The following is an 18,823-nucleotide window of genomic DNA, read 5'->3' on the forward strand; positions in this document are numbered from 1 at the left end:
GCGACGCACAAGCTCCAACGCAGGACCGCCGACCGCGTTGCACTGAATGGAGCTGGCAGGTCGATCTTTAGGCCACATACTGCGCAGCTTCGCGCCGCGTAACGCGTGAGCAGCGTAAACATCTGCTCCGAGCCCTGATCCGAACCCCGTCGTTGGAGCGCCCGAGGGTGGAGCTTTCGGGCCTTGATCACGATGGCGGGCTGATGATGCCACCGGGATTCTGCAACGAAATGGGCGGCTTCTGCCCGATCGCCCCATGTGGGCGATCCTCATTGTAGTACTTGCGCCAAGCCTCCAACTTTTCCCGCGCATCGGCAAGCGTCAGGAACCAGTGCGCGTTCAGGCATTCCGCCCGGACGCGCCCATTGAACGCTTCGGCGAAAGCATTGTCCGTCGGCTTGCCCGGACGTGAGAAGTCGAGCGTCACCCCCTTCGCGTACGCCCACAGATCCAGATCGCGCGAGACGAACTCCGTGCCCTGGTCGACCCGGATGGTCTTCGGATAGCCCAGCACGGCGCAGGCCTCCTCCAGCGCCGCCACGACATCTTCGGCCCGATAGCTGAACCGCGGATCGATCACCGGCGCGTAGCGCGAGAAGGTGTCGACCACCGTCAGCACCCGGATCTTCCGCCAGTGGCGAGCTGGTCGTGGATGAAGTCCATCGCCCAGGTCTCGTTCGCCTGGCTCGCTGGCCGGCGATCCTCGCGCAGCTTCGCCTTGACCCTTCGCTTGGGCGTCTTGTTCCGCAGTTGCAGGCCGAGTTCCCGATAGATCCGGCACGTCCTCTTATGGTTCACGCACCAGCCCTCCCGCCGCAGCAGCACATGCACGCGCCGATAGCCGTAGCGCACGCGCGTCGCGCAGATCTCCCTGATGCGCCCCTCAAGGCCGGCCTGGTCGGGTCGACGTGAGCGGTAGTGGTAGGTCGACGTGTCGACTTCCAGAACCCGGCACGCGCGCCGGATCGACACGTCCCACTCCCGCCGCACCGTGTCGACGAGTTGGCGCTTGCGACCAGGCCTCAGATTTTTCGGCGGATGACGTCTTGCAGCATCTCGCGATCCAGCGACAGGTCCGCGACCAGCTTCCGCAACTTGCCGTTCTCGTCTTCCAGCTGCTTCAGCCGCCGCATCTCAGGCGGCGTCATCCCGTCGTACTTCTTCTTCCAATTGAAGTAGGTCGCCTGGCTGATCCCCGCCTTGCGGCAGATCTCCGCCACCGGCATCCCCTCCGCACCCTGCTTCAGGATGAACGCCTTCTGCGCATCACTGAACTTCGAGGCCTTCATCGGCTCCGCTCCTCCCAGCCCAGGGAAACCCGGCACCGAAAACTCTACCTCCAACCGCTCCAGTTTCTCGGGCTCAGATCACACCTCCACCACACCCAGAATCACGCCCCGCCGCGTCGCTCCAAGCGATTAATGGGTCCTGAGCCTAACGCGCAGCGCGGGCGAGGAAGCCCAGGCGAGACGAAGCATCGGCTCGAGGTCGGCGGCGAGATCGCCGGCGCGGAGCGTGGCGCATGCGCGCCAGAATGCCGCGGCCTCGTCCCGTCGCGGCGCGCCGTCTGCGTTCGGGCTGGTGGTGTCCATCGTGAGCGGTCCTCCCGGGATGGCTGTGGTGGAGGCGGTAGCGGTGACGGTGCTCGTTAGGCCAGCCGCCGCAGGCGGCGCGCTGCCTCTGCGCGGGCAACGTGCGGTGCGCCCTCAACGGTGGTCAACGCGAATGGCGGGCATGATGACGAGCGCAATTCCGGACGGCGCTCGACGTTACGGACGATGGCGGAAGGCGCGAGCAGATGAGGCCGCGGGGGCGATGGAGGCGTTGGGCGTTGTCGGTCGTGTTGCGCGCCGGAACAATTTTCGAGATTGCCGAGACGGCATCGCGAAAGGCCCGGCTGTCGGCCGAATCCTGCCCGCTATGATGTGTCATCCTGGCTCGCTTCGTAGCGCGCAATATCGGCGGATGATGCTGCTAAGATACTGAAAATGCTTTATCGGTCACTGTGTCCGAAGCGTGCCAATGTGGCATTGTGTGTTGCGGCGTCGCTCGCAATTGATTGCCCGCGTTCGCTATTCTTAGCGCATGAACGAGAACGTCATTTCGCATTCCCCTGACAGCATTACGGGGGGGCAGCGCGCCGGCGTTGCGGGCGAGCCAGCCGACCCGGCGACACGGCTTTCGCGGGTGGACGCGGAGATCGCGGCCATCGAGCGCGCGATGAAACGCCTCCCGGCTTTGAAGCGCGAGAGGATCGCGCTGCGAAAGGCGTTGGCGAAGCCTGACCCGTCGCGGCTTCCCTACTCGGCTATCGGTCGCGTGGCGCGCCGCAGCGCGCTCAATGACGCGCTGAGCGACCATGGGATGAACTGGCACGCTGACTTGAGCGCCGAGGATGCGCCGGCGGCCGCCCTCGGCTACGCGGCGGCCGATATCCGCGAGCGGGAAGGCACCTTGGCCGCGGCTGTGCGACGTAAGGCCGAGGCGTGCGGCGGTAATTTGCGCGAGGCGGCGCGCCTTGTAGAGCGCGAAGTGCTCCGGGAATGGTGGCTTGCGTCGCTGGAGGGAGAGAGGGCCGCCGGCGAGGGCGAGGCTACGGCGCGGATGAGGGCAAACGCGCACCTTGCGCGGCAAGCCACGTTCGGCAGGGGCAGGCTGCGGCCACTCGCGGCCGCGCTCTACAAGGCCGCGACGGCGAGGCCGAATGCGCTCGCAGAGTTGCGGGAGATCGAGGCTCTACAGGGCGTGCCGTAGGATCCGCGGCGCCGCTCTTTCCGATTTGCGGAACTACGTCGAGGCACCTTTCAGCACGAAACGGAAAACGCGCCGCTGCACGCTCCTGTCCGTCGTCGAATACGACGTTGGACATGGAGAGATCGGAAATGCCATCGAGTGAAGTGAAGCCGGCGGCCTCGGGTGCCGTGCTCGCCTACCGCATGAAGGATGCCGCTCACGTCCTCGGCCTGAGCGTGACCACGCTCTATGAGATGCGCCGAAAAGGCGAACTTCCCGCTGTGCGGATCGCCGGCCGCGCCCTCATTCCGGCAGAGGCCCTGCGGCGACTGCTTGCGGAGGCGCCGGCGGCCCGGCCCGACGACGGGGACGAGCGGGCGGCGCGGGCGCGGCATGCCGGCGCCGTGCGGCGAGATCGGGCATCGCCGGGTGCCGCCGAAGCCGCGTAGGGCATCGCCATGTGCGAGCCAATTAGCACGTCCGGGGCCCTCTCCTATGCCGCGCTCGCCGTAGGCGCGGCGTCGGCAGTCGGCGGCGCCTACATGCAACAGCGGGGGCAGCAACAGGCTTCCGACGATGCTGCGGCCGCCCGCACTCGGGCCGCATCCGCCGCGCGCATCGAGGCCGAGTGGCAAGACCAATTCGCGGCGCAGCGCCGCGCGGCCGCCGCCGATGCTGTGAGCGCCGTGACGCCAGGGCAAATCCAGCAGCACATGGACCGGGCCGCGGCGGAGCGGACGGCGCTGCCTGTTCTGCCGACCGATGGGATGGACCCCAATCAGGATCTCCTCGGGGGCCAGGCCGGAGCGAGTGCGACCGCCCGCAATATGCTGTCGGAACGCGCCACTGCTACTCGCGAGAAGCTGACGCGCGAAGCGCAGGCGCGCGCGGAGCTGTCATCCTGGGGTGATGCGTTCCAGCGAGCGGGGGAGGCGGCGCAGCCGGCGCGTGAGCGTCTCGACATGTTCGGGGATTTCGCCGGCGGAAGGGCGGGTGTGAGCGGCCTCGAGACGAACGCCTACGGCATGACGAACCCTGCCGCCGGCGCCGCGGCGCGCGCGATCGGCAGCGGCCTTTCCGGCGTCGGCAACGCTGCGATGAGCAATGCCGGCTCGATCGGAAGCTACTCCGCGGCGCCGCAGGCGCGCTGAGGCGCTGCAACTCAAAGCACCACACACCGGAAGAGGACCACAATGTCTGAGAACGACGACGGCGCGCCTGGTGCGCCGCAGGGGACGCCGCATGGCCTGCCGGCCGTGCCCATGGCAGCCTCACCATTCCCGCCGCCGAGGGGTTCGGCGCCGTCTCCGGGCTTCGGTGCGGTCGTGCCGGCTTTGCCAGCGGCGGGCGTTGGCATGAGCAGTGACCAGGATGAGCCCAGGCCCGATCCCGCAGCCGCCGCTGAGGCCCGGCGCGATGCGCGGAGCAATGAGTGCCTGCGATCGGAGGCGGCATGGACAGAACGCAATCGCGCAGCGGGCGTTCTCTTTGGCGTCCTCGCGCCATCGGCGGCCTTCGCCGCCGCTTGCGCCGCCTTGGAAGCCTTCCGGACATCCCCTCCCGGCGATGAAGATCTCCCAAACGATATGAGCGACAAGCAAGCTGAGGCTGCGTGGCGACGCTGCGCGGCGCGGACTGCGGAGCACGCCGACCTTGCCGGCCGCGCGCTGGAGGCTGCGGGCTTCATGGTCGTGCGCAGCAATTGCGGACGGGCCGTGTTCTTCCTGGGCCGCCTCCAGGATGCCGACCGTGCGCGTGGCGACGTGGTCGATGAGTGGCTTGATGATCTTGGGGGCTTCAAGCCCGCGGCCGGCCGCCTCAGCGACGGCGATGAAGATCGCCTGACGCGCCGCGGCCTGATGGACCGCACCGGGGAGGCGGCGGCGCCTGACGCGATCCTGCGGGCGCTGGCAGGCGCATCCAGGTTTGTGGCGCTGGCGCCGGTCGATCTCATCGACAGCGCGAGGCTTTGCGGTTCCGTCTTCAACTTCCCTCCGGAGCTAGCGGTGGATCCTGCCCGCCCTTTCGAGGCGCTGTGCGGGCTCGCGCCAGAGGTCATGTCGGTCGAGCGCCTGGACGCGCACCGTCAGAGCGTATGGGGTGCCGATCGTCAGCGCGTCGTGAGGGACGGCGACGGCAGGATATGGCCCTGGACCGAGCGTCGCACGCCGCGCAACGGCGCGAGCCTTCTCGCGCTCGTCGCGCGTCTGGAACAGACGAAGAGGATCGCGGCGCCACGCCCCGAAGATCGGACCCGCTTTGTGGTGGAGGGCATACTTCCGATGGCGGCAGTCAGCCTCATCACTGGCCCGGCCGGCAGTGGCAAGAGCACGCTCGCGCTACAACTGCTGGCGGAGGTCGCCAACGGAGGGGGTGCCACGATGGGCCGCGAGATCGGCGCTGACTTCCGCGGTCGCGGCGTGGTCTATCTGTCGGGCGAGGATAATGAGGCGGCGGTGAGCGGGCGGCTCGCGCGCCTCTTTGATGCAGGGCTGGCGGCAGACTTTGTGCATGTCGTGCACAAGGCGCCGGGCATGTCGTTGGGTAAGGCGCTCGACGAGGCGCGGAGCCTTCCGAATGTCGCGGTGGTGATCGTGGACCCTGCCGGCGTCTGGATGGAGGAATACGGCACCGCGAATGAGGATAAGCCCGTGAACGCATTCCTCGAGCGGCTCCGCCTCTTCGCTGAGGAGACAGGCGCGGCGGTGGTGGTCATCCACCACCCTGCGAAGCGTCTCGGAAGCCGGCAACCGAAGCACGAGCCGCCGCGCGGATCGCAGGCCTGGATTGATCGCGTGCGCCTGTCCATCTCCTTCGTCCGGAAGGCTGGCGGTGCCGCGCTCACGATCGAGAAGAGCAACCTCGACGCCGCGCCTGTCGGGCGCGTCCTGGCGCTCGACTACGATCCCGCAACCGGCCTGTATCGGGCCGCACTGGCGGGCGCTGCCGCCGCAGTGCCTGATGTGCAGGGCGGTGCTGCCACTTCGCCGGCGACCGATGCGGATGCAGAGGTCGTGATCGCCGGCGTCGCCCGGCTTACAGAGGCCGGCCACAAGGTGACGCGCACCGGCAAGGCCAGCCTCTTCGAGCGGCACCAGCACAAGCCGGCGAACGTGCCGGAAGTCGAGGGCTGGTCGCGCTCGCGGTGCGCCGAGGCGGTGGAGGCCGCGCTAACGGCTGGCCGCATCGTCGCCGATCCGAAGGCCGGCCTGCGCGCCGCATGATCTTAGCGTTCACGTCCCCGGCCGTTCCCGATCATTCCCAAACGTTCCCGGGAACGGTGGGAACGCCGGGAACGCTGCTTCGAAATCCGCAGATTTCCGCGGGTTTCGCGTTCCCGATCTTTTCGTCATTTCGGCTCACTCTTGGGAACGCAAAACCCGAGGAATTCTGTGGGTTTGCCGGTAGGTTTTCATCGTTCCCAAGCGTTGCCCCATAGGGGGTAATAACCACCCCACCCCAAGGTGGGGGTGTGGTGTTTACCCCCTCCCTGGGGCCGCTCGCGGGGACGCCTCGAAGCCACCATCCCCGAGAGGACCGCGACTGTGACCACCACCGAAATCATGAGCACCGGCTTCATCTGCCTGCACCCGGAAGTCATCACTGCCTTTCCGATCGAAGGGGAAAGCATGACCGATGCGCGCATCCGGGCGCGGCGGATGTATCCGGGGCGGTCCGGCATGCTCGTCAGCCGGGAGGCGGCGGCGCGTCTCGCGCGTCGCGGCCACTAGGAAGGCCGCGGGCGGCGGGGGGGCGGTTCTTGCAGCGATCGCTCCCGCCGCAGCCTTCAGAGGCGCCAGCGGCGTCCGCAGCGTTCCCGCGGTGGCATCGAACGAAGGACAGGGACAGGACGATGATCGCGGCGACAAGGATGCTGGATGGAGCGGCGGCCCTGCCGCCGGACCTGGCCGGCGCGCCGATCCTCGATCGGTTGCTTCTCCCCGCTTGGCACGCGGCGCTGGCGACGATGCGGCGCGCGGCTCAGGGCTCGCCGGAGGCGCGTAGCGCAGCGGTGATAGCGGCGGAGATCACGGGCGCGCTGGCTGACATGTCGTTCGCCGACGGCGCGCGGTCAGCGCCCGGCACGTTAGCGGCTATCGCGGAAGCCGCGGAGACGGATCCGCTCTTTGCGGACGGGCGGCCCGGCATGCTCGATGACTTGCGGGGCACGCTCGACGCGATCGCGCGGGCGGGCACATGAGGAAGGAGAGGCTCAAATGCGCGGCGATCTGACGGAGCAGCAGGCGGCCTTCGTGTTCCACTACACCAGCGACCCGGCGTGCCTGGGGAATGGCAGCGCCTCGGCGCGCGCGGCCGGCTATTCGGACGAGAGCGCGGGCGAGATTGCACGGCAACTGCTGGAAAAGCCGCACGTCCGCGCCGCGGTGGATGCAGCGCTGCGGTCGCAGATCAGCGGTCGTATGGCGGTGAAGGCGTCCCGGCTATTGGAGCGGGTGATCGACGATGAGGACGCGCCGCTCAAAGTGCGCGTGGAGGCGGCGAAGACGATCCTCGACCGCGGCGGCTTCGTCGCGCCGTCCGCATTCGAGAAGGCCGCTGAGGCGGCGCGGCGCGAGGGCAAGACCGTGAACGCGCTGACGCTGGACGAACTGCGCGCGGAGATCGCGGCCATCGCGCAGTCGGCGGTGCCAATGCCAGCCGGCGGGCGCGTGATCGACGTGGAGGTCGGGGAGTTAGTGAAGACGCGGCACTGAAGCGCAACGCTGGACATTCGCAGGCCGATCCGTTCCCCTTGCTGCGAAGGGTATGAATGGAGGCGCCGGGATGGAGGGGACGCGCGGCGACAAGATCCGCGATCAGTCGGCAGAGCCCTTGTTTGGCAACGAGAGGCCGAAGAGTGCCGCGGTCATCACCGATCGTCTGATGGCAGAATTCACAACCGATGCCGCGGGCGGCATCCGGACCACCGAGCGCCGGCTTCGCAACATCGTCGCGCAGGCCGTGGAACTTGGAGCGATGCAACGCGCCGCTGCCATCGCGGGAGCGAATGCGCAGCGGACGCGGCAGGTCGAAACGGCGTGGCCATCGCCTCGGCGGCGAGAAGGGTTGCGTCGGCTCTACGTCGCTGCGGCGTGCGCCTGGGCGGTCGTTCTTCTCGTGATCGTCTTGGAAATCGCGACCAGCAATCAATCCGTCACGGCTGGCCAAGCGGCCGGAATGTGGCTGCTTGGATTTGGGGTTCCGGCTCTTGCCGTATTCGCCGGCTACAGGGCGGTCGCATGGATTGCGCGAGGCTTCCAGGATGGGCCAGCGGATCCGAAATAGCGGCGGCACGCGGCCCTTCGCCCAGGCTAGGCGGCCGGCGTCTCGTCCAAGGCGCGCCTGCGACGCTCGCCGGCCTTCACTACGCTCGCCGGCTTCTTCGCGCAGAAGGCGGCCCAATCCTCCATCAGCTTCCGGCGCTTCGTGAAGAGATCGCCGCGCGCATAGGCCTGTTCCACCTTGTCGCCGGTCCGGTGGGCGAGGGCGGCTTCAACAACTTCGCGGGCATGGGCGGTCGTCTCGCCCGCCCAATCGCGGAAGGCGGAGCGAAAGCCATGCACGGTCAGGTGGCCGTTATCCATGCGCCGGAGGACCATCGTCATCGCCATGACCGACAGGGGGCGGCCCTTCCGCTGACCGGGAAACACCAGCGCATCGGCGCTGTCGTCTTCCCGCAGCTTCGCCATGCGCTCGATGATGACCAGGGCAGGGGCTGATAACGGGACACGATGCTCCTTCCCGGCCTTCATCCGGTCAGCCGGCACCGTCCAGACCTGGGCAGCAAGGTCGACCTCGGCCCATCGGGCGCCGAGGACTTCGCCTGACCGCGCCGCCGTCAGGATGCAGAAGGCGAGGGCATCCGCGGAAACCCCCTCGCGCGCCGCCAGCGCGGCCGTGAATGCGCCGACTTCCTGCCAGGGCAGGGCGGCATGGTGCTTCACGGCGCGCACCTTCGTCCGGCGCGGGAACACCTTGTCGAGATGGCCGCGCCAACGGGCCGGGTTTGCGGCCTCGCGCCAGCCATGCACCGTGGCGAAGTCGAGCACCGCTTCAATGCGGCCGCGGAGGCGCGTAGCCGTCTCCGGCTTCGTCTCCCACAGCGGCCGCAGAGCGGCTGTGACATGCGCCGTCTCGATGTCCGCAACCGGCATGTCGCCCATGTGCGGGCCGGCATACTCCTTGAGCGTCATCTTCCATTGCGCCCGGTGCTTCGGGTTCCGCCAGCCGGCCGCATGGGCCGAGAGGTAGAGCGCGGCCACGTCATCGAAGGTCTTGGCGCGCGCCTGCGCGGCCTGCGCTGCGGCCTTGGCGGCTGCCTCGATGCCGGCGCGGTGCTTCAAGGGGTCGGATCCTGACCGCGCCAGCTTCAAGCCCTCGGCGGCGCGCTCGCGGGCTTCCGCGAGGCTGACGGCACCCGGCCCAACGGCGCCGCCAAGGCCCATGTCGCGGCGCCTTCCGGCCAGCATGAAGCGGAACACCCAATAGGCGCGGCCGCCCTTGGTCTCGAGGAAGAGCCCGTCGCCGTCCCAATGCCTGGCTGCTTTGCCGGACGCCTTGGAAGCGGCCAGCGCCTTCGCCGCCGTGAGGTTCTTCACCGCTACCGCCGTTAGATTTCCGGCCATGGGCTCGTCTCCGCGAAACCGCTTGCCCCCTCAATTGCCCCCTCAGTCGGGGCCGGATAGGGGCGTGCTATGGCGGAAAGTAGTGAAGCGAGGCGCAGAAAACGGCAAGCAAAATGCTGCCTTCAGGAACGGCGATGTGAGGGGGCGAAATTGAGTATGGCGGTCATCCCCTCCGCCACCTCCCCCATGACATGCCCCGGATCGCTGGCGCACCCCCCGTGCGGGCCTTCCGGCCATCCGCTATCGTGAGGTCGGACTCGCCGCACCTCATCTGGGCGTGATCATGGAATGACGACGCAGCAGTCAGAGAGCATCCAGCGCAACTTCCTGCTCCTGGTGAACGAGGCGATCAGCGCCATGAAGGCGCAGGCCGTCGCGAAGGACGGCCTCGTCGAGACCTTCCTGAACGACGGGGAGGCCTTCGTCCTCGTCTACTGCGCCTTTTCCTTCTTCATCGCGGCGGACAGCCACCTCGCGCCGCAACTCTCGACGCTCAACGGTACGCTGGCCGCGGAACTCACGCGCACCATCACCTACTATGCGGATCGCGGCCATGTCGGAAAGCGGCCCTTCACCCAGGACGAGCGCACGAGCTTCGCGCAGGCGATCTACGGTCAGGTCTATGCGGGCATGGCCAGCTACCAGCCGGTGCTGCAGAAGGACATCCGTCAGATCGCGCACCGCCAGACGATCATCTTCGCCGAGACGAGCCGGCATTTCCTCTCCCGCTACATCACCGAGCCGCCGGCCCGGGCGCGCGTCTCCGACCACTTCGCCGCCTATGCCGAGGTGGTCGACCGCGTGATCGACGGCGTGACGCACTGTTTGCGGACGAACTGACGGGCGCATTTGCCGCCGTGCCGGCGGCACGGCTAGGCTTCCGCGCAAGACCGGAATGGGAGGGTCGTCCATGGGCACCGCAGCCTTCAAGGAGGCGCGCGACTTCCTCTTCGCGCATCGCGGGGATTACGAAGGCGCGCATCGCGGCTTCCGCTGGCCGAAGCTCGAGACCTTCAACTACGCGCTCGACTGGTTCGACGCGGAACTCGCGCGCGGGCCGCTGGGCAATTCCACCGCGCTCAGGATCGTCGGCGACGGGGCAGCGACGCGTAGTTTCGCCCAGCTGTCCGCGGACTCCTCGCGCCTCGCCAACGGGCTGCGCGACCTCGGCGTGAAGCGGGGCGACCGCATCCTGATCATGCTCGGCAACACGGTGCCGCTGTGGGAGACGATGCTCGCCGCGATGAAGCTCGGCGCGGTGGTGATCCCGGCGACGACGCTGCTGACGCCCGCCGACCTCGCCGACCGCTTCACCCGAGGGCGGGTCCGCCACGTCGTCACCGGATCGGCGGAAGCCGCGAAGTTCGACGGGCTCGATGCCTCGGTCACGCGCATCGCGGTGGGCGGCGCGCCGGGCTGGACCGACTACGACGCGGTGAAGCAGGGCAGCGCCGCCTTCGCGCCGGACGGGACGACGCGCGCGACGGACCCGCTGCTGCTGTACTTCACCTCCGGCACCACGGCGAAGCCGAAGCTCGTGCTGCACGACCAGCAATCCTATCCGGTCGGGCACCTGGTCACGATGTACTGGCTGGGCCTGCAGCCGGGGGACGTGCACCTCAACATCTCCTCGCCGGGCTGGGCGAAGCACGCCTGGTCCTGCTTCTTCGCGCCCTGGAACGCGGGGGCGGCGGTCTTCGTGAACAACCAGCCGCGCTTCGACGCGCGCGGCACGCTGGAAGCGATCGCCGCGGAGGGCGTGCAGACCTTCTGCGCCCCGCCCACCGTCTGGCGCATGCTAGTCCAGCAGGACATGGCGCCCTTCCGGGGGCAGCTGCGCGAGGTCTGCTCGGCCGGCGAACCGCTGAACCCCGAGGTGATCGAGCATGTCCGCAAGGTCTGGGGCATGACGATCCGCGAGGGCTACGGCCAGACCGAGACGACGCTGCAGATAGGCTTCTTCCCCGGCCAGACGGTCGAACCCGGGGCGATGGGCCATGAATCGCCCGGCTACCGCATCCGCCTGCTCGACCCCGAGGACCGCGAGGTGGAGGAGGGCGAGGTCTCGATCCTGCTCGACAATCCGCCGGTCGGGCTGATGCGCGGCTACCAGCAGGATGACGGGACGCTGGCGCCGCTGGGGCAGGGGGCCTATCGCACCGGCGACGTCGCGACGAAGGACGCCGAGGGCCGCTTCACCTATGTCGGCCGTGCCGACGACGTGTTCAAAGCCTCCGACTACCGCATCTCCCCCTTCGAACTGGAAAGCGTGCTGGTCGAGCACGAGGCGGTGGCCGAGGCGGCGGTGGTGCCCGCGCCGGATGCCGTACGCCTCGCCGTGCCCAAGGCCTTCATCGTGCTGGCTCAGGGCGCCGATCCGGGGCGGGAGACCATCGCCTCGATCTTCCGGCACCTGCGCGAGCGCCTCGCCCCCTACAGGCGGGTGCGCCGGATCGAGATCTACGACCTGCCCAAGACCATCTCCGGCAAGATCCGCCGGGTCGAGCTGCGCCAGGCCGAGCAGCGGCATTTCCGCGAAGGCACCCGGTCCCCCGGCGAGTTCCGGGAGGAGGATTTCCCCGAACTGCGCTGACCGGCGCGGTTAATCTGGCGCGCCGGCCGCCGCGGCCAGCGCCTCGGCGATCATGGTCATCGGCAGGGCAGGGTGGCGGGCGAGCAGGACGTCCTGCACGACCTGACGCACCTCCTGGGCGGGGCGACCGCGCGCGGCCGCCGCGGCGCCCGCCGCCCGGGCCAGGCGCAACGTCGCAACGCCCAGCCACGCCGGCACCGGGGGCGCCAGCGGTCGCTCCACCAGATCGAGGACCATGGCGGCAGAGTGGGCGAAGGTGAAGAACAAATCAAGAACATGATCCGGCCGGGCTGCGCGCGGTCAGCTGCCCCCGCCATCCACCGCGAAGGCCTGGGCGGTGACCATGGCGCTGTCATCCGCTGCCAGCCACAGCACCATCCGCGCGATGTCGTCCGGCTGGAGCCGACCTTTCAGGCATTGCTGGGCCTGGCTGCGGGCCTCGGCCTCCGGCGTCACCCACAGCGCGATCTGGCGTTCGGTGTAGACCCAGCCGGGCACCACCTCGTTTACCCGGATGCGGTCGGGGCCGAGGTCCCGCGCCAGGCCGCGGGTCAGCCCGCGGATCGCGGATTTCGCCGTGATGTAGGCGGGCATCCCGCCCTGTCCCTTCACCCAGGAAACCGAGCCGAGGTTCACGATCGACCCGCCTCCGGCGCGGCGCATCATCGGCACCACCGCCTGGGCGCAGAAGAACTGGTGGCGCAGGTTGATCGCCATGCGTTCGTCCCAGTAGTCCGGCTCCACGCTCTCGAGGCTGTGGCGGTCGTCCCGCGCGGCGTTGTTGACCAGCACGGTGATGTCGCCGAGCCGCCGCCCGGCCTCGGCCACCGCTTCGCGCAGGGCGGCGATGTCGCGCAGGTCGCAGGGCAGGAAGGCCGCGCCGGTGGCGCCCGCCGTCGCCTCGCCCGCCGCGGCGTCGAAGTCGAGGAAGGCGACCCGCGCGCCCTGTTCGGCGAAGCGGCGGACGATCTGGGCGCCGATGCCGCTCGCGCCCCCGGTGACGAGCACGGCGCGGCCCTCGAGGCTCGGGTACCGGGCGAAGCGGTCGGTCATGCGGGTCCTCCCTGTGTGGCGGGGCGCATCCTCGCAGGGCCGAGGGCAAGCGGACAGGCGGGGGCGCTTCCGGCGCCCGGCGGTCCTGCCCTGCGGGGCGCGCGCGCCTGGGGCTCTGGCCTCGCCGGGGCTTAGCGGCCAGAATTGGCCGAAATCAGATACCGGGTGACCCGTCCATGACCGCTGAAGGCACCGCGCAATCCCGCGCACCAGCCACGACCCAGGCCCTGTCGCAGAAGCGTGCGGCCCCGCCGGTGCCGCCGCGCCTCGCGAAGTTCCTCTCGCTCGCGGATTTCGAACGCGCAGCCGCGCGGCACCTGCCGAAGATGCTGCATGGCTACCTCGCCGGCGGCGTCGAGACGGACTGGTCGCTCGAGGACAATCGCCGTGCCTTCGCCGAATGGGGCTTCATCCCGCGCTGCCTGGTCGATGCGCGGGCGCGGCATACGCGCGTCAGCCTGTTCGGCAAGGAATACAGCGCACCCTTCGGCATCCCGCCGATGGGATCCTCCGCGCTGATGGCCTATCGCGGCGACCTGGTGCTGACGCAGGCGGCGCGCGCCAAGAACATCCCGATGATCATGTCGGCCTCCTCGCTGATCAAGCTCGAGGAGATCGCGAAGGCCAACCCGGACGCCTGGTACCAGGCCTACCTGCCGGGCGAGCCGTCCCGCATCGAGCCGCTGGTCGACCGTGTCATCGCAGCAGGGTTCAAGACCTTCGTCCTCACGGTGGACGTGCAGGTTTCCTCGAACCGCGAGAACAACATCCGCAACGGCTACACCATCCCGCTGAAGCCGACATTCAAGCTGTTCTGGCAGGGGGCGACGCACCCCCAATGGGCCTTCGGCACCTGGTTCCGGACGCTGAAGAACCACGGCATGCCGTATTTCGAGAACATGGATGCCGGGCGCGGCCCGCCCATCCTCTCGCGTGAGCTCGAACGCGCCTTCGGCGCCCGCGACGGGCTGTCCTGGCCGCACCTGGAACTGATCCGCAAGCGCTTCCCCGGCAAGCTGCTGATCAAGGGCGTGCTGCACCCGGATGACGTGGTGCGCGCGAAGGAGATCGGCGTCGACGGCTTCATGGTGTCGAACCATGGCGGGCGGCAGCTCGACGGCGCGGTGTCCGGCCTGCGCATGCTGCCCGAGATCGTGAAGGTCGCCGGCGGCCTGCCGGTCATCTACGACGGCGGCATCCGGCGCGGGACGGACGTGCTGAAGGCCTATGCGCTCGGGGCGGCCTTCGTCTTCGTCGGCCGGCCGATGCTGTGCGCGGCGGTGGTGCGCGGGCAGCCCGGCGTCGAGCGCGCGATCGACCTGCTGCAGGAGGAAGTCCATCGCGACCTGGCGCTGATCGGGGCGAATACGATGGATCAGCTCGGGCCGGAATTCCTGATGCGGGCCTGAGGGCCCGCGCCGCGCCGGATCACCCGAACCGGCGCGGCGGGCGCTTCAGCCCCAGGTTCTCCCGCAGCGTCCGCCCCTCATACTCCCGCCGGAACAGCCCGCGGCGCTGCAGTTCCGGCACCACCAGGCGGGTGAAGCGCTCGAGGCCTGTCGGCACCACCGGGGCGGCGATCATGAAGCCGTCGCAGCCCTTGCCGCGGTACCATTCCTCCATCACGTCGGCGACCTGCTGCGCGTCGCCCTTGAACATGTTGCCGGCCATCTGCGGCAGGATGCGCCGGTAGGTCTGGCGCACCGTCAGCCCCTGTTCCTTCGCCACCTTCACGATGGCGCGGCCGATGCCGGTATGGCCGACATGCTCCTCCTCGAAGTCGGGCATGGGGCCATCGAGCGGATAGTCCTTCATGCTCCGCCCGACCATCTTCGACAGGTAATCCACCCCAACCGGCGGCGGCACCAGGTCGTCGAGTTCGCCGGCGATGTCCTCGGCCTGCTGCGCCGTCTCGCCGACGATGATGGTCACACCACTCAGGATCTTGAGGTCGTCCGGGCCACGGCCGTACTTCGCAAGCCGCCCCTTGAAGTCGGCATAGAGCGCCTGCGCGGCGGGCAGCGTCGCCTCGATCGCGAAGATGCAGTCGGCGTGGCGGGCGGACAGGTCGCGCCCGGCCTCGGACTGGCCTGCCGAGAAGACCACCGGGTATCCCTGCGGCGGCCGCGGCGCGTTGAGCGGCCCCGCGACCTGGAAGTGCTTGCCCTTGTGGTTCAGCACATGGACCTTCGCGGGGTCGAGGAAGCGACCGGACGCCTTGTCCTGCGGGAAGGCGTCGTCGGCCCAGGAATCCCACAACCCCTTCACCACGTCGGCAAATTCGTTGGCGCGTTCGTAGCGCTGGTCGCGCGCGACGTGCTCCGCATGGCTGAAGTTCAGCGCGTCGCCGGGATTGGAGGTGGTGACCAGGTTCCACCCCGCGCGCCCGCCGCTGATGTGGTCGAGCGAGGCGAAGCGGCGCGCGACATGGAAGGGCTCGTCATAGGTCGTCGTCGTCGTGGCGACGAGGCCGATGTGCCGCGTCGCCATCGCGAGTGCGGAGAGCAGCGTGACGGGTTCGAAGACGCCGGGCCGGTCCGAGGGCGAGGTCGCGGCGAAGAGATCCGGCTTGTCCATCTGCCGCACGCCGTTGCCGTCGGCGAGGAAGAGCAGGTCGAATTTCCCGGCCTCGGCGATCTGCGCGAGCCGCACCGCATTGGCGATGTTCGCCGCCGGCCGGTCCCAGGCATCCGGGTGGCGCCATTCACCGACATGGCTGCCCTGGGCATTGGCGTTGGCGGCGAGGATCATCGGCATGCGGGGGCTCCGGTCGCGGTGTCGGGCCAGAGGCTGCTTGCATCGCGCGAGGCTGTCCAGCATTTTGAATTCAATTTTGCCATGACCCGTGCCCCTTATCTCCGCCTTCCGAAACCGCGCCCCGGCGCGCAGGACGCGCATGAAAGCCTGCCGGCCTTCGTCGCCGAGCGGCTGCGCGAGGCGATCCTCGCCGGCACCATCCCGCCGGGCGCGCTGCTGCGGCAGGAGGATGTCGCCGGCCGCCTCGGCGTCAGCCGCCCGCCGGTGCGCGAGGCGCTGAAGCAGCTCGAGACCGAGGGCCTGGCGCAGTACCGCCCGCGCCGCGGCTACGTCGTCGCCGCCCTCGACCCGGCCGACATCGCCGAGATCTTCGAGATCCGCGCCCTGTTCGAGGAACGGATCGGGCAGGCCGCCGCCCTGCATCGCACCGAGGAGGATCTCGTGGCGCTTGACGCCGAGATCCTCGCCATGGAGGCGCTGCCCGCCGGCACGCCGGAAGGCGGGCGCGCCTTCGGCCTGCACAATCGCCGCTTCCACGACCGCATCCGCGCGGCGAGCGGGATGCGGGTGATGGGCGAACTGCTCGGCGTGCTGGCGAACCGGGTGGAGCGCTACATCCGCCTCGGCGGCCGCCTTGCCAACAGCCGGGAGCAGGTGAACCGGGAACACCGGGACATCCTCGCCGCCCTGCGCGACGGCGACGGCCAGCGGCTCGGCCTGTTGTTGCGGCTGCATGTGCACGATGCGGGGGCAAGGCTCCTGCGCTCGCTGAAGGAGCGCTGAGAAGGGCGGTTGCAAATTGAATTCAAATCGGCTGCCATCGGGGATGAGGGCGCCAGTCGTCACCACCCCGCCGGCAACGACCGGCCAAGCCGCGAGCCGGAGCCGCCGATGACGATCACCACACGCCGCCAGGCCCTGGGCCTCACCGCCGCCGCAGGTCTTGCGCAGCCCGCCTTCGGCCAAGGCGGCTACCCCAGCCGCCCCATCCGCGTGATCGTGCCTTTCGCGCCGGGCGGCACGACGGACCTGATGACGCGCCTCGTCGCGGACAACCTCGGCGCGCCGCTCGGCCAGCAGGTGGTGGTCGAGAACCGCGCCGGCGCCTTCGGCGTGATCGGCGCCGATGCGGTCGCGAAGGCCGCCCCGGACGGATACACGCTGCTCGCCGGTAGCCCGGGACCGATGGCGGTGAACGGGCATGTCTACCGGAACCTGCCCTACGATCCCGCGCGCGACCTCTGCGGCGTCTGCATGGTCGCGAACATTCCCTATGTGATGGCGGTGCCGACCTCGCTGCCGGTGGCGAACGTCCAGGAATTCATCGCGCTCGCACGCGCGCGGCCGGGCAGCCTGAACTTCGCGACCTCGGGCATGGCCTCCCGCCTCACGGTCGAGATGTTCCGCGCCATGGCCGGCGGGGTCGAGCTGGAGATGGTGCAGTATCGCGGCGGCGCGCCGGCGCGCACGGACCTGCTCGCGGGGCGCATCCAGCTGGTGATCGAGCAGGCGCCCGCCTTCCTCGAGGATTTCCGCGCCGGCCGGCTGCGGGCCCTCGCGGTCGGGACGAAGCGGCGCTTCTCCCTGCTGCCGGACGTGCCGACCATGGAGGAGGCCGGGCTGCCGGGCTACGAGGCCAATGCCTGGATGGGCTACGGCGCCCCGGCCGGCACGCCGATCGAGATCCGCCGCCGCCTCGCCACCGAGATCGACGCGATCGTCAAGACGCCCGCGATCCGCGAGCGGCTGGTCTCCTGGGGATCGGAGCCGCTTGGCGGCACGCCGGAGGAGATGGACCAGATGCTCGCCGAGGATCGCGAGCGCTGGGGCCGCGTGGTCCAGATGGCGGGGATTGAGAAGGAGTAGGCGGCGCCGCTTGGGCGCGGCGCCGCCCTGCGCCTCACTTCAGCGTCGAGAGATAGGCGATCAGGTCGTTCAGCTGCGTCTCGTTGCGCAGGCCGGGGAAGGACATGCTGCCCTGCGGCACCACGGCCTTGGGGTTGGTGATGTAGGCCCGCAGGCGGTCCTCGTTCCACTCCAGCCCACCTTCGGCGAGGCTGCGCATGTTGGCGGAATAGCGGAAACCGTCGATCGAGGCCGCCTTGCGGCCGACGATGCCGAACAGGTTCGGCCCGACGCCGTTCCGCCCGCCCTGGTCGGCGGTGTGGCAGGCGCGGCACTGGTTGAACACCCGCTGCCCGGCGGCAGCGTCGCCCGACTGGGCGGAAGCGATACCCGGCAGGCTGGCCGCGGCGGCCACGAGCATCGGCAGGATCAAGCGTCGCATGCGAACTCCCTTTCTTGCAGCCCGGTACGAGGGGGCGTCGGCGCCGGTCTCGCAACGGCCGAGCCTAGGCAATGGCCCCGGCGGGCCAATCTGGCAAGGTCAGGCGATGAAGGAAGCGTGGTGCTTGTCCGGCCCGGCGAATGGTCCTATGGCCCCGGCCGCCGGCGCGGCCTGGATCGCCGCGTCCGGCCCGGCGGCATGATCTGCGTCAAGACAATGGCCGGCGGCATCGCTTTCATGGGCAGGATCCGGGACCGGGCCGCCAGGGGGCGGCTGCGGCGACCGGCTCGCACCCGGAGGTCGAGGTGATGGACTACGAGGCCTGGTTCCGTTCGCAGCTCGATGGCCTTCGCCGCGAGGGCCGCTACCGTGTCTTCGCCGATATCGAGCGCCAGGCCGGCCAATACCCGCGCGCGATCCGCCACGATGCCGGCGCGGCGCGGGAAGTCACCGTCTGGTGCTCCAACGACTATCTCGGCATGGGGCAGCACCCCAAGGTGCTCGCCGCGATGCATGCCGCACTCGACCGCTACGGCGCCGGGGCGGGCGGCACGCGCAACATCTCCGGCACCAATCACGAGCATGTCCTGCTCGAACGCGACCTCGCCGCGCTGCACGGCACCGAATCCGCCCTGCTGTTCAACTCCGGCTACATGTCCAACTGGGCGACGCTGTCGACGCTGGCCTCCCGCATCCCCGGCTGCGTCATCGTCTCGGACGAGATGAACCACGCCTCGATGATCGAGGGGATGCGCCATTCCCGCGCCGACCGCC

At 69.4% G+C, this 18,823-nt stretch carries 23 protein-coding genes; 14 read left to right on the top strand and 9 right to left on the bottom strand.

What is annotated here, in order from left to right:
* Positions 1 to 187: 187 nt before the first annotated feature.
* From GWK15_RS25915 to GWK15_RS11435, 4 genes are all read right to left on the bottom strand, one after another.
* Positions 188 to 670 carry an integrase core domain-containing protein gene (locus GWK15_RS25915; protein WP_245211611.1) on the bottom strand — a complete coding sequence of 161 codons (483 nt, stop codon included), beginning with the start codon at positions 668 to 670 and terminating at the stop codon, positions 188 to 190.
* Positions 613 to 972, bottom strand: coding sequence for an IS3 family transposase (locus tag GWK15_RS25920; RefSeq protein WP_338147235.1), 360 nt, complete (start codon positions 970 to 972; stop codon positions 613 to 615). Before GWK15_RS25920 ends, GWK15_RS25915 begins: the two co-directional genes overlap by 58 nt.
* 50 nt (positions 973 to 1,022) lie before the next feature.
* The gene (locus GWK15_RS25925) at positions 1,023 to 1,289 is read right to left on the bottom strand and encodes a transposase (RefSeq protein WP_245211524.1); all 267 of its coding nucleotides are present in this window, start codon (positions 1,287 to 1,289) and stop codon (positions 1,023 to 1,025) included.
* A 129-nt stretch (positions 1,290 to 1,418) separates the two neighbouring features.
* Positions 1,419 to 1,592 carry a hypothetical protein gene (locus GWK15_RS11435; protein ID WP_168041402.1) on the bottom strand — a complete coding sequence of 58 codons (174 nt, stop codon included), beginning with the start codon at positions 1,590 to 1,592 and terminating at the stop codon, positions 1,419 to 1,421.
* 493 nt (positions 1,593 to 2,085) lie between these two features.
* Here GWK15_RS11435 and GWK15_RS11440 point away from each other — a divergent pair, with 493 nt between their 5' ends.
* The 8 genes from GWK15_RS11440 (at position 2,086) to GWK15_RS11475 (ending at position 8,019) form a co-directional block, all read left to right on the top strand.
* Positions 2,086 to 2,754, top strand: coding sequence for a hypothetical protein (locus GWK15_RS11440; protein ID WP_168041403.1), 669 nt, complete (start codon positions 2,086 to 2,088; stop codon positions 2,752 to 2,754).
* A gap of 113 nt (positions 2,755 to 2,867) precedes the next feature.
* Complete coding sequence (locus GWK15_RS11445; protein ID WP_168041404.1) at positions 2,868 to 3,182, top strand: helix-turn-helix domain-containing protein; 315 nt, start codon at positions 2,868 to 2,870, stop codon at positions 3,180 to 3,182.
* A gap of 9 nt (positions 3,183 to 3,191) precedes the next feature.
* A complete protein-coding gene (locus GWK15_RS11450; RefSeq protein WP_168041405.1) occupies positions 3,192 to 3,884 on the top strand; it encodes a hypothetical protein in 693 nt (230 codons plus the stop codon).
* A gap of 204 nt (positions 3,885 to 4,088) precedes the next feature.
* Positions 4,089 to 5,957, top strand: a complete 1,869-nt coding sequence (locus GWK15_RS11455) for an AAA family ATPase (protein ID WP_168041406.1) — start codon at positions 4,089 to 4,091, stop codon at positions 5,955 to 5,957.
* A gap of 321 nt (positions 5,958 to 6,278) precedes the next feature.
* A complete protein-coding gene (locus GWK15_RS11460; RefSeq protein ID WP_168041407.1) occupies positions 6,279 to 6,464 on the top strand; it encodes a hypothetical protein in 186 nt (61 codons plus the stop codon).
* 122 nt (positions 6,465 to 6,586) lie between these two features.
* Positions 6,587 to 6,934: a hypothetical protein gene (locus GWK15_RS11465; RefSeq protein ID WP_168041408.1), complete on the top strand. Its 348-nt coding sequence runs from the start codon at positions 6,587 to 6,589 to the stop codon at positions 6,932 to 6,934.
* 16 nt (positions 6,935 to 6,950) lie between these two features.
* On the top strand, positions 6,951 to 7,448 hold the full coding sequence (locus GWK15_RS11470) for a terminase small subunit (protein ID WP_168041409.1): 498 nt from the start codon (positions 6,951 to 6,953) through the stop codon (positions 7,446 to 7,448).
* Between the two features lie 70 nt (positions 7,449 to 7,518).
* Entirely contained in the window at positions 7,519 to 8,019 is a 501-nt protein-coding gene (locus tag GWK15_RS11475) for a hypothetical protein (RefSeq protein ID WP_168041410.1), read from the top strand.
* Between the two features lie 26 nt (positions 8,020 to 8,045).
* Here GWK15_RS11475 and GWK15_RS11480 read toward each other — a convergent pair whose 3' ends face one another.
* Positions 8,046 to 9,359 (bottom strand): tyrosine-type recombinase/integrase, encoded by a 1,314-nt coding sequence (locus tag GWK15_RS11480; protein WP_168041411.1) that lies wholly within the window; start codon positions 9,357 to 9,359, stop codon positions 8,046 to 8,048.
* A 288-nt stretch (positions 9,360 to 9,647) separates the two neighbouring features.
* On the opposite strand from GWK15_RS11480, the gene GWK15_RS11485 reads away from it, so the two are divergent.
* Both GWK15_RS11485 and GWK15_RS11490 read left to right on the top strand, forming a co-directional pair.
* Entirely contained in the window at positions 9,648 to 10,199 is a 552-nt protein-coding gene (locus GWK15_RS11485) for a hypothetical protein (protein WP_168041412.1), read from the top strand.
* 70 nt (positions 10,200 to 10,269) lie between these two features.
* A complete protein-coding gene (locus GWK15_RS11490) occupies positions 10,270 to 11,952 on the top strand; it encodes an AMP-binding protein (protein WP_168041413.1) in 1,683 nt (560 codons plus the stop codon).
* Positions 11,953 to 11,961: 9 nt separating this feature from the next.
* On the opposite strand, the gene GWK15_RS11495 is transcribed toward GWK15_RS11490, so the two are convergent.
* A complete protein-coding gene (locus tag GWK15_RS11495; RefSeq protein ID WP_168041414.1) occupies positions 11,962 to 12,219 on the bottom strand; it encodes a hypothetical protein in 258 nt (85 codons plus the stop codon).
* A gap of 33 nt (positions 12,220 to 12,252) precedes the next feature.
* Positions 12,253 to 13,005, bottom strand: coding sequence for an SDR family NAD(P)-dependent oxidoreductase (locus GWK15_RS11500; protein ID WP_168041415.1), 753 nt, complete (start codon positions 13,003 to 13,005; stop codon positions 12,253 to 12,255).
* A 176-nt stretch (positions 13,006 to 13,181) separates the two neighbouring features.
* Between GWK15_RS11500 and GWK15_RS11505 the strand changes: the two genes are divergently transcribed.
* Entirely contained in the window at positions 13,182 to 14,414 is a 1,233-nt protein-coding gene (locus tag GWK15_RS11505) for an alpha-hydroxy acid oxidase (RefSeq protein ID WP_168041416.1), read from the top strand.
* Positions 14,415 to 14,433: 19 nt separating this feature from the next.
* Here GWK15_RS11505 and GWK15_RS11510 read toward each other — a convergent pair whose 3' ends face one another.
* Positions 14,434 to 15,762: an LLM class flavin-dependent oxidoreductase gene (locus tag GWK15_RS11510; RefSeq protein ID WP_168041417.1), complete on the bottom strand. Its 1,329-nt coding sequence runs from the start codon at positions 15,760 to 15,762 to the stop codon at positions 14,434 to 14,436.
* A gap of 81 nt (positions 15,763 to 15,843) precedes the next feature.
* Here GWK15_RS11510 and GWK15_RS11515 point away from each other — a divergent pair, with 81 nt between their 5' ends.
* On the top strand, positions 15,844 to 16,545 hold the full coding sequence (locus tag GWK15_RS11515; RefSeq protein WP_168041418.1) for a GntR family transcriptional regulator: 702 nt from the start codon (positions 15,844 to 15,846) through the stop codon (positions 16,543 to 16,545).
* Positions 16,546 to 16,653: 108 nt separating this feature from the next.
* Positions 16,654 to 17,628: a Bug family tripartite tricarboxylate transporter substrate binding protein gene (locus tag GWK15_RS11520; RefSeq protein WP_168041419.1), complete on the top strand. Its 975-nt coding sequence runs from the start codon at positions 16,654 to 16,656 to the stop codon at positions 17,626 to 17,628.
* A 34-nt stretch (positions 17,629 to 17,662) separates the two neighbouring features.
* Here the strand turns inward: GWK15_RS11520 and GWK15_RS11525 are convergent, their stop codons facing one another.
* Positions 17,663 to 18,049 carry a c-type cytochrome gene (locus GWK15_RS11525; RefSeq protein WP_168041420.1) on the bottom strand — a complete coding sequence of 129 codons (387 nt, stop codon included), beginning with the start codon at positions 18,047 to 18,049 and terminating at the stop codon, positions 17,663 to 17,665.
* 308 nt (positions 18,050 to 18,357) lie between these two features.
* On the opposite strand from GWK15_RS11525, the gene GWK15_RS11530 reads away from it, so the two are divergent.
* Positions 18,358 to 18,823: aminotransferase class I/II-fold pyridoxal phosphate-dependent enzyme (locus tag GWK15_RS11530; RefSeq protein ID WP_168041421.1), on the top strand; the 466-nt coding region annotated here is incomplete at its 3' end.

The sequence above is a fragment of the Neoroseomonas oryzicola genome, assembly GCF_012163135.1.
GTDB classification, from domain to species: domain Bacteria; phylum Pseudomonadota; class Alphaproteobacteria; order Acetobacterales; family Acetobacteraceae; genus Neoroseomonas; species Neoroseomonas oryzicola.